General features: G+C 58.2%; 12 protein-coding genes and 2 tRNA genes. 13 read left to right on the top strand and 1 reads right to left on the bottom strand.

Annotation, left to right across the window (positions count from 1 at the left end):
* Positions 1–10: 10 nt before the first annotated feature.
* Positions 11–415 (top strand): MFS transporter, encoded by a 405-nt coding sequence (locus AB4N33_RS18145; protein ID WP_460118251.1) that lies wholly within the window; start codon positions 11–13, stop codon positions 413–415.
* A 9-nt stretch (positions 416–424) separates the two neighbouring features.
* Here AB4N33_RS18145 and AB4N33_RS18140 read toward each other — a convergent pair whose 3' ends face one another.
* Complete coding sequence (locus AB4N33_RS18140; protein WP_460118249.1) at positions 425–733, bottom strand: YhbY family RNA-binding protein; 309 nt, start codon at positions 731–733, stop codon at positions 425–427.
* A 101-nt stretch (positions 734–834) separates the two neighbouring features.
* Between AB4N33_RS18140 and rlmE the strand changes: the two genes are divergently transcribed.
* The 12 genes from rlmE to rbfA all read left to right on the top strand — a co-directional run bounded on the left by rlmE (position 835) and on the right by rbfA (position 12,515).
* A complete protein-coding gene (gene rlmE, locus AB4N33_RS18135; RefSeq protein ID WP_460118247.1) occupies positions 835–1,464 on the top strand; it encodes a 23S rRNA (uridine(2552)-2'-O)-methyltransferase RlmE in 630 nt (209 codons plus the stop codon).
* 202 nt (positions 1,465–1,666) lie between these two features.
* A complete protein-coding gene (gene ftsH / locus AB4N33_RS18130; RefSeq protein ID WP_460140307.1) occupies positions 1,667–3,568 on the top strand; it encodes an ATP-dependent zinc metalloprotease FtsH in 1,902 nt (633 codons plus the stop codon).
* A gap of 8 nt (positions 3,569–3,576) precedes the next feature.
* Positions 3,577–4,428 carry a dihydropteroate synthase gene (gene folP / locus AB4N33_RS18125; protein WP_476457911.1) on the top strand — a complete coding sequence of 284 codons (852 nt, stop codon included), beginning with the start codon at positions 3,577–3,579 and terminating at the stop codon, positions 4,426–4,428.
* 16 nt (positions 4,429–4,444) lie between these two features.
* Positions 4,445–5,782: a phosphoglucosamine mutase gene (gene glmM, locus AB4N33_RS18120; RefSeq protein WP_460118241.1), complete on the top strand. Its 1,338-nt coding sequence runs from the start codon at positions 4,445–4,447 to the stop codon at positions 5,780–5,782.
* A gap of 66 nt (positions 5,783–5,848) precedes the next feature.
* On the top strand, positions 5,849–6,604 hold the full coding sequence (tpiA, locus tag AB4N33_RS18115; protein WP_460118239.1) for a triose-phosphate isomerase: 756 nt from the start codon (positions 5,849–5,851) through the stop codon (positions 6,602–6,604).
* Positions 6,605–6,608: 4 nt separating this feature from the next.
* Positions 6,609–6,992 (top strand): preprotein translocase subunit SecG, encoded by a 384-nt coding sequence (gene secG, locus AB4N33_RS18110; RefSeq protein ID WP_017336473.1) that lies wholly within the window; start codon positions 6,609–6,611, stop codon positions 6,990–6,992.
* Positions 6,993–7,014: 22 nt separating this feature from the next.
* Positions 7,015–7,100, top strand: a tRNA-Leu gene (locus AB4N33_RS18105).
* A gap of 98 nt (positions 7,101–7,198) precedes the next feature.
* Positions 7,199–7,275 (top strand) — tRNA-Met (locus tag AB4N33_RS18100).
* Between the two features lie 126 nt (positions 7,276–7,401).
* Entirely contained in the window at positions 7,402–7,860 is a 459-nt protein-coding gene (gene rimP, locus AB4N33_RS18095) for a ribosome maturation factor RimP (protein WP_460126821.1), read from the top strand.
* 47 nt (positions 7,861–7,907) lie between these two features.
* The gene (nusA, locus tag AB4N33_RS18090; RefSeq protein ID WP_460118237.1) at positions 7,908–9,389 is read left to right on the top strand and encodes a transcription termination factor NusA; all 1,482 of its coding nucleotides are present in this window, start codon (positions 7,908–7,910) and stop codon (positions 9,387–9,389) included.
* A 27-nt stretch (positions 9,390–9,416) separates the two neighbouring features.
* Positions 9,417–11,954 (top strand): translation initiation factor IF-2, encoded by a 2,538-nt coding sequence (gene infB, locus AB4N33_RS18085; RefSeq protein ID WP_460140305.1) that lies wholly within the window; start codon positions 9,417–9,419, stop codon positions 11,952–11,954.
* A 159-nt stretch (positions 11,955–12,113) separates the two neighbouring features.
* Complete coding sequence (rbfA, locus tag AB4N33_RS18080) at positions 12,114–12,515, top strand: 30S ribosome-binding factor RbfA (RefSeq protein WP_460140304.1); 402 nt, start codon at positions 12,114–12,116, stop codon at positions 12,513–12,515.
* Position 12,516 lies beyond the last annotated feature (1 nt).

The following is a 12,516-nucleotide window of genomic DNA, read 5'->3' as shown; positions in this document are numbered from 1 at the left end:
TGCGGGCGCCATGCTTTGGCAACTGACCCAGATGCTGTGGGTGGGTGGCCTCTGGTTGTCGCATATCGGTCTGCCGCCGGTGCTGGGTCGAATTGGCCTGGCCCCGCTGCTGGTGGACGAAATTGCAGGCATGCTCAATGCGCTGATGGTGGCATTTGCCGCAGCATGTGTGGTTTTCCAGGGGATGGTGCTGGTGCGGTCCGAAGGGCTTTCCAGCCTGTGGCGCGATATTCGTGGGCAGTTACTGCTGATGGCGCTTTATGCCAGCGCAATGTTTTTCGCAGTACTTCTCGGTTGGCCGGATGCCGTTCGTTGGCAGGTATTCAGTTATCTGATCCTGGGCTTTTCCGGGGTGGTGCTGGTTTTGCAGCCGGTGCCGGGATGGAGTGGCGGGGTGCGCCATGCACACCCTTGACCCTTTCCATCACTTGAAGCGATGGACGTTCGACAGCTGCTTGTTGACGCTGAAGTTCTTGCGGTAGATCAGTGCCATCTTGCCGATGACCTGGACCAGATCCGCCTTGCCGACCTTGCACAGCTCTGCAATGGCTGCCAGGCGCGATTCACGATCGAGGATGTTGAGCTTGATCTTGATCAGCTCGTGATCCGCCAGTGCGCGTTCAAGTTCGGCTAACACACCTTCAGTCAGGCCGTTGTCTGCCACAATCAGAACTGGTTTCAGATGGTGGCCAATGGATTTGTACTGTTTCTTCAGCTCTGGAGTGAGCGGCATAATCTGACCCTTACGTCTGGATTCTGTAAAATGGCGGCCATTTTACCCGAGGGCTCGTTGATCCGCCCAACTAATCACGACCCTAATCATCGAGGTGCCCAGTGGCGCGTTCCAAGACAAGCCTTGGTTGGCTGAAAAGACATGTCAATGATCCCTATGTGAAGCAGGCGCAGAAGGATGGCTACCGCTCGCGTGCGAGTTACAAGCTTCTGGAGATCCAGGAGAAATACAAGCTGATCCGTCCTGGGATGAGTGTGGTTGACCTGGGTGCGGCACCCGGCGGCTGGTCGCAGGTCACCAGCCGGCTGATCGGTGGTCAGGGGCGCCTGATCGCCTCGGACATCCTGGAGATGGACAGCATCCCGGACGTTACTTTCATTCAGGGTGACTTTACCGAGGACTCGGTGCTCGCGCGGATCCTTGAAGCCGTGGGTAATTCTCAGGTGGACCTTGTGATTTCCGATATGGCCCCCAATATGAGTGGTACGCCTGAAGTGGATATGCCCAAAGCCATGTTCCTTTGCGAGCTGGCCCTTGATCTGGCGGAGCGCATACTCAAGCCTGGCGGCAATTTTGTGATCAAGATTTTCCAGGGCGAAGGGTTCGATGTTTACCTGAAGGACGCTCGCAAGAAGTTCGACAAGATCCAGATGATCAAGCCGGACTCTTCCCGTGGCACCTCTCGCGAGCAGTACATGCTGGCCTGGGGCTTTCGCCGCGGAAACGGGTAAAGCGGGGTTTTTTCGCAGGGTCGATAGGTTTTTCGTATTTCGCCCTGTGGGCATAAGCGAATACTGTGTAGAAAGTGTTTCACAAAGGGTTACAGACGGCGCCTGCCAAGCCGTACGTAATGTAGTAAGTTAGGCCGGTGAATATCATGCGAAGCGCGCGCCATTAGCGGAGCTTGCTTCAGAGGGTAGTTAATTGAACGATATGGCAAAGAATTTGATCCTGTGGTTGATCATCGCGGCTGTCCTGGTGACGGTGATGAACAACTTCTCCAGCCCTAACGAGCCGCAGACCCTCAACTATTCCGACTTCATCCAGCAGGTCAAGGATGGCAAGGTCGAGCGCGTAGCGGTTGACGGCTACGTGATCACCGGCAAGCGCAACGATGGCGACAGCTTCAAGACCATTCGTCCTGCAATCCAGGACAACGGCCTGATCGGCGACCTCGTAGACAACCACGTGGTGGTTGAAGGCAAGCAGCCCGAGCAGCAAAGCATCTGGACCCAGCTACTGGTTGCCAGCTTCCCGATCCTGGTGATCATCGCCGTGTTCATGTTCTTCATGCGCCAGATGCAAGGTGGTGCTGGCGGCAAGGGCGGGCCGATGAGCTTTGGCAAGAGCAAGGCGCGCCTGCTGTCCGAAGATCAGGTGAAAACTACCCTGGCTGACGTCGCCGGTTGCGATGAAGCCAAGGAAGAAGTCGGCGAGCTGGTTGAGTTCCTTCGCGATCCGGGCAAATTCCAGCGACTGGGCGGTCGTATTCCTCGCGGTGTGCTGATGGTTGGTCCTCCGGGTACCGGTAAAACCTTGCTGGCCAAGGCGATTGCCGGTGAAGCCAAGGTGCCGTTCTTCACCATTTCCGGTTCCGATTTCGTCGAAATGTTCGTCGGTGTCGGTGCCAGTCGTGTTCGGGATATGTTCGAGCAGGCCAAGAAACACGCACCGTGCATCATCTTCATCGACGAAATCGACGCCGTCGGTCGCCATCGTGGCGCTGGCATGGGCGGCGGTCACGACGAGCGCGAGCAGACCCTCAACCAGTTGCTGGTAGAGATGGACGGCTTTGAGATGAACGACGGCATCATCGTCATCGCTGCAACCAACCGTCCGGACGTTCTGGACCCGGCGTTGCTGCGTCCTGGCCGTTTCGACCGTCAGGTAGTGGTCGGTCTGCCGGATATCCGCGGTCGCGAGCAGATTCTCAAGGTTCACATGCGCAAAGTGCCAATGGGTGACGATGTCGCTCCAGCGGTTATTGCTCGTGGTACTCCTGGTTTCTCCGGTGCGGACCTCGCCAATCTGGTCAACGAAGCCTCTTTGTTCGCCGCACGTGCTGGCAAGCGCATCGTGGAGATGAAAGAGTTCGAGCTGGCCAAGGACAAGATCATGATGGGCGCCGAGCGCAAATCCATGGTCATGTCGGAAAAAGAGAAGCAGAACACCGCTTACCACGAGGCAGGTCATGCCATCGTTGGTCGCATGGTTCCCGAGCATGATCCGGTCTATAAGGTATCGATCATTCCACGTGGTCGTGCGCTGGGTGTGACCATGTTCCTGCCCGAAGAAGACCGCTACAGTCTGTCCAAGCGTGCCTTGATCAGTCAGATCTGCTCGCTATACGGTGGCCGTATCGCCGAAGAAATGACCTTGGGCTTCGATGGTGTGACCACTGGCGCATCCAACGACATCATGCGTGCCAGCCAGATTGCACGAAACATGGTGACCAAGTGGGGCTTGTCGGAAAAACTCGGTCCCTTGATGTACGCCGAAGAAGAGGGCGAGGTGTTCCTCGGTCGTGGCGGTGGTGGTCAGAGCGCCAGCTTCTCGGGTGAAACAGCCAAGCTTATCGACTCCGAAGTGCGCAGTATCATTGACCAGTGCTACGGCACCGCCAAGCAGATCCTCACGGATAACCGTGACAAGCTCGATGCCATGGCCGATGCCCTGATGAAGTACGAAACGATCGATGCTGAACAGATCGACGACATCATGGCGGGCCGTGCTCCTCGCGAGCCTCGCGACTGGTCGGGCGGCGCCGGTACACCGCCGCCAGTGCAGGATCCTCGTCCGGAAGCCCCGATCGGCGGTCCAGCTGCTGACGTTTAAGGTTTGAAATGACTTCTGTTCAGTCCTCGACCCGGTTGCCTTGTGGCAACCGGGTTCTTGATTTGGCCCATACGCATGTCATGGGCATTCTCAATGTCACCCCCGATTCCTTCTCCGATGGCGGCCGATACAGCCATCTCGATGCGGCCTTGCGTCATGCCGAAGCCATGGTGCTGGCGGGCGCGACGCTGATCGATGTCGGCGGCGAGTCTACCCGGCCTGGCGCCAGAGCGGTTTCGCCGCTCGAGGAGCTTGAGCGGGTGGCTCCGATTGTCGAGCGCATCCATCGCGAGCTGGATGTGATCATTTCGGTCGACACCTCCACTCCTGCGGTCATGCGCGAAACGGCGCGCCTCGGGGCGGGATTGATCAATGACGTTCGTGCGCTGCGTCGTGAGGGCGCGCTGGACGCGGCGGCGGATACCGGTTTGCCGGTCTGCCTGATGCATATGCTCGGAGAACCGGGTGATATGCAGGATAATCCGCACTATCAGGACGTCACCCGGGAGGTTGCTGCGTTTCTCGCTGAGCGCATGGCGCAGTGTGCTGCGGCAGGTATTCCGGCAGAGCGGATCATCCTCGACCCGGGTTTTGGCTTCGCAAAAAACCTGCAGCACAATCTAAGCTTGTTCAAGCATATGGAAGCCCTGCATGTCTTCGAAAGGCCCCTGTTGGTTGGGGTTTCGCGCAAGAGCATGATTGGTCAGGCCTTGAATCGCCCGGTCGATGAGCGACTGTCGGGTGGCCTGGCGCTCGCGGCACTGGCATCTATCAAGGGGGCGCGTATATTGCGCGTCCATGATGTGGCCGAGACTGTCGACATCGTGCGCATGATCGCTGCAGTGGAATCAGCCGAATAAGAAACATGGAGCACTTATGACTAAGAAATACTTTGGCACCGACGGCATTCGCGGTCGGGTCGGCGAATACCCGATTACCCCTGAATTCATGCTCAAGCTCGGATGGGCAGCGGGCATGGCATTCCGCAAAATGGGTGCCTGCAAGGTCTTGGTAGGCAAGGACACGCGGATTTCCGGGTATATGTTCGAATCAGCGCTTGAAGCCGGGCTGACGTCGGCGGGCGCCGACGTGATGCTGCTGGGGCCTATGCCAACACCGGCTATCGCTTACCTGACGCGCACGTTCCACGCCGAGGCCGGCATCGTGATCAGTGCTTCGCACAACCCTCACGATGACAACGGCATCAAGTTCTTCTCCGGCAAGGGCACCAAGTTGCCGGATGAAGTCGAGCACATGATCGAAGAGTTGCTCGATACCCCGATGACGGTGGTGGAGTCGAGCAAGATTGGCAAGGTGTCGCGCATCAATGACGCCTCGGGCCGTTACATCGAGTTCTGCAAGAGCAGCGTACCGACCGGCACCAGCTTCGCCGGCATGAAGATCGTGATCGATTGTGCCCACGGTGCAACCTACAAAGTGGCGCCGAGCGTGTTTCGTGAGTTGGGTGCCGACGTTGTTGTGCTTTCGGCGCAGCCCAACGGCCTCAACATCAACGACAACTGCGGCTCGACGCACATGGGGCCGCTGCAGGCAGCGGTCCTGGCTGAGCATGCCGATCTGGGTATTGCGTTCGATGGTGATGGCGACCGGGTGCTGATGGTTGACCACACGGGCGCGGTCGTCGATGGCGATGAGTTGCTGTACATCATTGCTCGCGACCTGCATGAGCGTAATTGCCTCAAAGGCGGCGTGGTCGGGACCTTGATGAGCAACCTGGGGCTGGAACTGGCGTTGGCGGACCTGTCGATTCCGTTCGTGCGTGCCAATGTCGGCGACCGTTATGTCATTGCGGATCTGCTGGAGCGCAACTGGCTGGTCGGTGGCGAAAATTCGGGTCACATCGTCTGCTTCAATCACACCACGACCGGGGATGCGATCATTGCGGCGCTGCAGGTGCTGATGGCGCTCAAGACCCGATCCGAAACCTTGGGTCAGGCTCGGCAGTCGCTGCGCAAATGTCCTCAAGTGCTCATCAATGTACGTTTCGGTGGCGGTGCGAGCCCGCTCGAGCATGCAGCGGTGAAAGAGGCCAGCGAGCGTGTCACCAAGGCCATGGCGGGGCGCGGGCGTGTGCTGTTGCGCAAGTCCGGCACCGAGCCATTGGTGCGTGTCATGGTTGAAGGCGAGGACGAAACCCTGGTTCGCGGCTATGCCGAAGAGCTGGCAAAACTGGTTACTGAAGTTTCTGCCTGAATTCGGCTTGCCAGCCATGATTGTGTTGGGTAACATCTGCGCCCACTTTGACCGACGAGGTACAGCATGCGTCGCCCTATGGTAGCTGGTAACTGGAAGATGCACGGTACCCGCGCCAGCGTCGCTGAGCTGATCGACGGCCTGAGTCAAATGGCTTTGTCTGGCGGTGTTGATGTCGCGGTGTTCCCGCCTTCCTTGTATATCAATCAAGTGATTGATGGCTTGAAAGGCAAGTCGATTTCGGTCGGCGGCCAGAACTCCGCGGTGGAATCCGGGCAGGGTGCTTTGACTGGCGAGATTTCGCCGAGTCAATTGGTGGATGCAGGTTGCTCCCTGGTGCTTGTTGGGCACTCGGAACGCCGCCAGATCATGGGCGAGCAGGATGCAATGCTGGTTCGCAAGTTTGCAGCGGCGCAGGCAAGTGGCTTGATTCCGGTGTTGTGTGTAGGGGAAACCCTCGAGCAGCGCGAAGCGGGGAAAACTCTTGAAGTGGTCTCGCAGCAGCTGGGCAGCATTGTCGATGAGCTGGGTGTCGGCGCTTTTGCCAAGGCAGTCATTGCTTACGAGCCGGTCTGGGCCATTGGTACCGGGCTGACTGCTTCGCCGCAACAGGCGCAGGATGTGCATGCAGCCATCCGCGCTCAGTTGGCGGCAAAGAATTCTGAAGTCGCGCAAGGTGTGCGGCTTCTATACGGCGGCAGCGTGAAGGCGGCCAATGCGGTCGAACTGTTCGGCATGCCGGATATCGATGGGGGGCTCATTGGTGGAGCTTCCCTGAATGCAGATGAGTTCGGTGCGATTTGTCGCGCCGCGGGAAACTGAAAAAATGCTGGAAACAGTCGTAGTCGTTTTTCATCTGCTGGGTGCATTGGGCGTAGTTGCTCTCGTATTGCTGCAGCAGGGTAAAGGTGCGGACGCTGGTGCGTCTTTCGGGGCAGGTGCTTCAAATACTGTGTTCGGAAGCCAAGGTTCCTCTACCTTTCTTAGTAAGTTTACTGCTATACTTGCCGCCGGTTTCTTCATAACCAGCTTAGGGTTAGGTTACTTTGCTAAAGAGAAAGCTCACCAGCTGACTCAAGTAGGTTTGCCTAACCCGGCAGTGTTGGAAGTACCAAAGCAACAACCGGCTTCTGATGATGTCCCGGTGCTTCAAGAGCAAAAGTCGGCTACTCCAGCGACTGACGTGCCTCCAGCTCAAGAGCAGAAGTAAGAAGGGTTTCAAACGTAGTATTGCCGAGGTGGTGGAATTGGTAGACACGCAACCTTGAGGTGGTTGTGCCCATAGGGTGTAGGGGTTCGAGTCCCCTTCTCGGTACCAATTAGTCAGGAGAGCCCGCTGTTGCGGGCTTTCTTGCAGGTGGAAGGTTACATTGACCCTGTAGGGTGTTCAGTCGTATACTTCCGCCCCAGCTTTGTCGCGGGGTGGAGCAGTCTGGTAGCTCGTCGGGCTCATAACCCGAAGGTCGTCGGTTCAAATCCGGCCCCCGCAACCAGTTTCAGGAGCCCCTATTCAGGGGCTTTTTTGTTAGCTGAATACTTTTGACGCCGATTTTCAATGGCGATCTCACGTGGGCTTTTTGCCCATTTTTTATTTGCAAAGCATGCACGAGGGGGTTCAGGTGTCGAGCAAGCTAGAACAGCTGCAGGCCTTGTTGGCCCCGGTAGTCGAGGCTCTTGGCTATCAATGCTGGGGGATCGAATTCATCTCTCAAGGCAAACATTCGGTCTTGCGAGTCTACATCGATAAAGAAGGCGGCATTCTGATCGAGGACTGCACCAAGGTGAGTCATCAGGTCAGCGCAGTTCTTGATGTCGAAGACCCGATCAGTTCTGAATACGCCCTTGAGGTTTCCTCTCCTGGCATGGATCGCCCACTGTTCACCTTGGAACAGTTTGCCTCGCATGCCGGTGAACAAGTGAAGATCAAGCTGCGCTCGCCTTTTGAAGGTCGACGCAACTTTCAGGGCCTTCTGCGCGGCGTAGAAGAGCAGGACGTAGTGGTGCAGGTAGAAGACCACGAGTTCCTGTTGCCGATCGATATGATCGACAAGGCCAACATTATTCCCAGTTTTGACTGAGACGCGGATCCCGCGGATCCAATGGCTTGCGAAAGGCGAGGCGTACGATGAGCAAAGAAGTACTGCTGGTAGTTGAGTCGGTATCCAATGAAAAGGGTGTACCGGCAAGTGTGATTTTTGAAGCGCTGGAGCTGGCTTTGGCCACTGCTACCAAAAAGCGTTTCGAGGATGAGGTCGATCTGCGTGTGGAAATCAACCGCCACACCGGTGCCTACGAGACTTTCCGTCGCTGGACAGTCGTCGAGGAAGACGATCTGGACGATCCTGCGATCGAAACCTGGCCGAGCAAGGTTGCGCAAACGCATCCTGGCGCCAAGGTCGGTGACGTCGTCGAAGAAAAGATCGAGTCCATCGAATTCGGCCGCATCGCTGCACAGACTGCCAAGCAGGTCATCGTGCAGAAAGTTCGCGAAGCCGAGCGTGCTCAAGTCGTTGACGCCTATCGCGAGCGCCTGGGGGAAATCATCTCCGGCACCGTGAAGAAAGTGACCCGCGACAACGTGATCGTCGACCTGGGCAACAACGCTGAAGCGTTGCTGGCCCGCGAAGACATCATCTCTCGCGAAACCTTCCGGGTTGGCGTGCGTTTGCGTGCCCTGCTCAAGGAAATCCGCACCGAGAACCGCGGCCCGCAGCTAATCTTGTCGCGTACCGCGCCGGAAATGCTGATCGAGCTGTTCCGTATCGAAGTGCCGGAAATTGCTGAAGGCCTGATCGAAGTGATGGCTGCGTCCCGTGATCCGGGTTCGCGCGCCAAGATCGCCGTCCGCTCCAAGGACAAACGCATCGACCCACAAGGTGCCTGCATCGGTATGCGCGGTTCGCGCGTCCAGGCGGTATCGGGTGAGTTGGGCGGCGAGCGTGTGGACATCGTCCTGTGGGACGATAACCCGGCTCAGTTCGTGATCAACGCCATGTCCCCGGCGGAGGTTGCGGCAATTATCGTTGACGAAGATGCCCATGCAATGGACATCGCCGTTGGCGCAGACAATCTGGCTCAGGCCATCGGTCGTGGTGGTCAGAACGTGCGTCTGGCAAGCCAATTGACTGGCTGGACCCTGAACGTGATGACCGAATCGGACATCCAGGCCAAGCAGCAAGCAGAAACTGGCGACATCCTGCGCAACTTCATCGACGAGCTGGAAGTCGACGAAGAGCTGGCGCAGGTGCTGGTTGATGAAGGCTTCACAAGCCTGGAAGAGATTGCCTACGTACCGTTGGAAGAAATGCTCAACATCGACGGCTTTGACGAAGAAATCGTCAACGAGCTTCGTGCTCGTGCCAAGGACCGCTTGTTGACCAAAGCCATCGCTACTGAGGAAAAGCTGGCAGACGCCCATCCGGCCGAAGACCTGCTCTCGCTTGAGGGTATGGACAAGGATTTGGCGGTGGAACTGGCGGTGCGCGGCGTAATTACCCGCGAAGACCTGGCCGAGCAGTCTATTGACGACCTGCTCGACATCGACGGCATCGACGATGATCGTGCCGGCAAGTTGATCATGGCCGCCCGAGCCCACTGGTTCGAGTAATTAGGCGCGGCCTGAGGAGAGAAATGCATGACGCAAGTCACGGTGAAACAACTGGCCGATGAGGTCAAAACACCGGTAGAGCGCCTGTTGCAGCAGATGCGTGAGGCAGGTCTGCCGCACACCGCCGCCGAAGAAAATGTGACTGACAGTGAGAAGCAATCCCTGCTGACTCACTTGAAAAGCAGCCACAAGGCGAAAGTGGAAGAACCACGCAAGATTACGCTGCAGCGTAAAACCACCAGCACCCTGCGTGTTGCTGGCAGCAAAAGCATCAGCGTTGAAGTTCGTAAAAAGAAAGTGTTTGTGCAGCGCAGCCCGGAAGAAATCGAAGCCGAGCGCAAGCGTGAGCTGGATGAGCGCCGTGCAGTAGAAAATGCTGCTCGTCAGAAGGCTGAAGAAGAAGCCAAGCGTCGCGCCGAAGAAGAAGCGCGTCGCCAGCCTGCGTCGGTTGAAGCGCCTGTTGCTGCGGCCGAGCCTGTAGCAGCGCCTGCCCCTGTCGCCGAGCCTGTGCGTGAAAGCGCCCCGGTTGCAGCGGCAGCGCCGGCACCTGCGGCCGATGCTCGCAAGCGCGACGAACAGCGTCGTCCAGACAAACCACGCGCCGACGACAACAATCGTCGTGGCGGCGGTGCTGGCGACGGCGAGCGCAAGAACGCTCCGCATCGCGCTACGGTCAAAGAGAAAGCACCTGCGCCACGTGCAGCGCCACGCACTACCGACGAAGAAAGCGATGGCTTCCGTCGTGGTGGTCGCGGCAAGGCCAAGCTGAAGAAGCGCAACGCCCACGGTTTCCAGAGCCCAACCGGCCCTGTCGTGCGCGAAGTGAAGATCGGCGAGACCATCACCGTGGGCGATCTGGCCCAGCAGATGTCGGTCAAGGCTGCTGAAATCATCAAGTTCATGTTCAAGCTGGGTACGCCGGCGACCATCAACCAGGTACTGGACCAGGAAACTGCCCAACTGGTTGCTGAAGAGCTGGGCCACAAAGTGACCCTGGTCAGCGACACCGCCCTGGAAGATTCCCTGGCCGAGTCCCTGAAGTTCGAAGGTGAGGCCGTTTCCCGTGCTCCGGTCGTGACCGTAATGGGCCACGTTGACCACGGTAAGACCTCCCTGCTCGACTACATCCGTCGTGCGAAGGTTGCTGCTGGCGAAGCCGGTGGTATTACCCAGCACATCGGTGCGTACCACGTTGAAACCGACCGTGGCATGGTGACGTTCCTCGACACCCCAGGTCACGCCGCGTTTACCGCCATGCGTGCCCGTGGTGCCAAGGCGACCGACATCGTGATCCTGGTGGTTGCGGCGGACGACGGCGTGATGCCGCAGACCATCGAGGCGGTGCAGCACGCTCAGGCCGCCGGTGTTCCGCTGGTCGTGGCCGTGAACAAGATCGACAAGCCGGGCGCCGATCTCGATCGCATCCGTAGCGAACTGTCGGCACACGGCGTGACCTCCGAAGAGTGGGGTGGTGACACACCATTCGTACCGGTTTCCGCGAAGATGGGTACCGGTGTCGACGAGTTGCTCGAAGCCGTATTGCTGCAAGCCGAAGTACTGGAATTGACTGCCACACCGTCCGCTCCTGGCCGTGGTGTCGTGGTTGAATCGCGCCTGGACAAGGGCCGTGGCCCGGTGGCTACCGTGCTGGTTCAGGACGGTACTCTGCGTCAAGGCGACATGGTCCTGGTCGGTTCGAACTATGGCCGCGTTCGCGCCATGCTCGACGAGAACGGCAAGCCAATCAAGGAAGCCGGTCCGGCCATCCCTGTCGAGATTCTCGGCCTGGACGGTACCCCGGACGCTGGCGACGAGATGAGCGTGGTTGCCGACGAGAAGAAAGCCCGTGAAGTGGCTCTGTTCCGTCAAGGCAAATTCCGCGAAGTCAAACTGGCTCGCGCTCACGCCGGCAAGCTGGAAAACATCTTCGAAAACATGGGCCAGGAAGAGAAGAAGACGCTCAACATCGTCCTCAAATCCGACGTCCGTGGTTCGTTGGAAGCGTTGAACGGTGCCTTGAATGGCCTGGGCAACGACGAAGTGCAAGTGCGCGTAGTGGGTGGCGGCGTCGGTGGTATCACCGAGTCCGACGCCAACTTGGCACTGGCTTCCAACGCTGTTCTGTTCGGCTTCAACGTGCGTGCCGATGCTGGCGCTCGCAAGATCGTCGAGCAGGAAGGTCTGGATATGCGTTACTACAACGTGATCTACGACATCATCGAAGACGTCAAGAAAGCCCTGACCGGTATGCTCGGCAGCGATGTTCGCGAGAACATCCTGGGTGTGGCCGAAGTACGTGACGTGTTCCGTTCGCCGAAGTTTGGCGCGATCGCCGGTTGCATGGTGATCGAAGGTACCGTTTACCGTAACCGTCCGATCCGTGTACTGCGTGAAGACATCGTTATCTTCGAAGGCGAGCTGGAATCCCTGCGCCGCTTCAAGGATGACGCTTCGGAAGTACGTGCCGGCATGGAATGCGGTATCGGCGTCAAGAGCTACAACGACGTCAAAGTCGGTGACAAGATCGAAGTCTTCGAGAAGGTTCAGGTTGCTCGCAGCCTCTAACTCGCGCACTTCAAGGGCCACACCAAGCCGCCGCATGCAGATGCGCGGCGCGGTGTCCTGGCTCTGAACGCAACGCCCGGTCTGGCTTTCGTCAGGCCGGGCGTTTGCCGCTTTCAGACCCTGCGGGTTTCACCGTGGGGCAGTAACAGGTAACAAGACATGGCAAAAGAATACAGCCGTACCCAACGTATCGGCGATCAAATGCAGCGTGAGCTGGCCCAGTTGATCCGTCGTGAAGTCAAGGATCCACGTGTCGGCCTGGTGACCATCACCGCCGTTGAAGTGAGCCGTGACGTCGGTCACGCCAAGATCTTCATCACGGTGATGGGGCAGGACAACGCCGAAGACATCGCGCAAAGCATCAAGGTGCTCAACTCCGCCGCCGGTTTCCTGCGTATGCAGTTGGCCCGCGAAATGAAGTTGCGCAGCGTTCCGCAGTTGCACTTCCACTACGACGAAAGTGTCGTGCGTGGCGCGCACCTGTCGGCCCTGATCGAGCGCGCGGTCGCTGAAGACAGCCAGCACTCGGTTGCGGCGCAAGCTGAAGACACCAAGGAGTAAT

It is taken from the genome of Pseudomonas sp. S1_E05 (assembly GCF_056337105.1).
This window is presented reverse-complemented; position numbering and strand designations above follow the sequence as displayed.

Bases quoted from the DNA above. Each gene is read 5' to 3' on its own strand.
- AB4N33_RS18145 (WP_460118251.1), top strand. From the start codon at position 11: ATGCTTTGGCAACTGACCCAGATGCTGTGGGTGGGTGGCCTCTGGTTG.
- nusA (WP_460118237.1), top strand. From the start codon at position 7,908: ATGAGCAAAGAAGTACTGCTGGTAGTTGAGTCGGTATCCAATGAAAAG.
- infB (WP_460140305.1), top strand. From the start codon at position 9,417: ATGACGCAAGTCACGGTGAAACAACTGGCCGATGAGGTCAAAACACCG.
- secG (WP_017336473.1), top strand. From the start codon at position 6,609: ATGCTGGAAACAGTCGTAGTCGTTTTTCATCTGCTGGGTGCATTGGGC.
- tpiA (WP_460118239.1), top strand. From the start codon at position 5,849: ATGCGTCGCCCTATGGTAGCTGGTAACTGGAAGATGCACGGTACCCGC.
- rbfA (WP_460140304.1), top strand. From the start codon at position 12,114: ATGGCAAAAGAATACAGCCGTACCCAACGTATCGGCGATCAAATGCAG.
- ftsH (WP_460140307.1), top strand. From the start codon at position 1,667: ATGGCAAAGAATTTGATCCTGTGGTTGATCATCGCGGCTGTCCTGGTG.
- glmM (WP_460118241.1), top strand. From the start codon at position 4,445: ATGACTAAGAAATACTTTGGCACCGACGGCATTCGCGGTCGGGTCGGC.
- AB4N33_RS18140 (WP_460118249.1), bottom strand. From the start codon at position 733: ATGCCGCTCACTCCAGAGCTGAAGAAACAGTACAAATCCATTGGCCAC.
- folP (WP_476457911.1), top strand. From the start codon at position 3,577: ATGACTTCTGTTCAGTCCTCGACCCGGTTGCCTTGTGGCAACCGGGTT.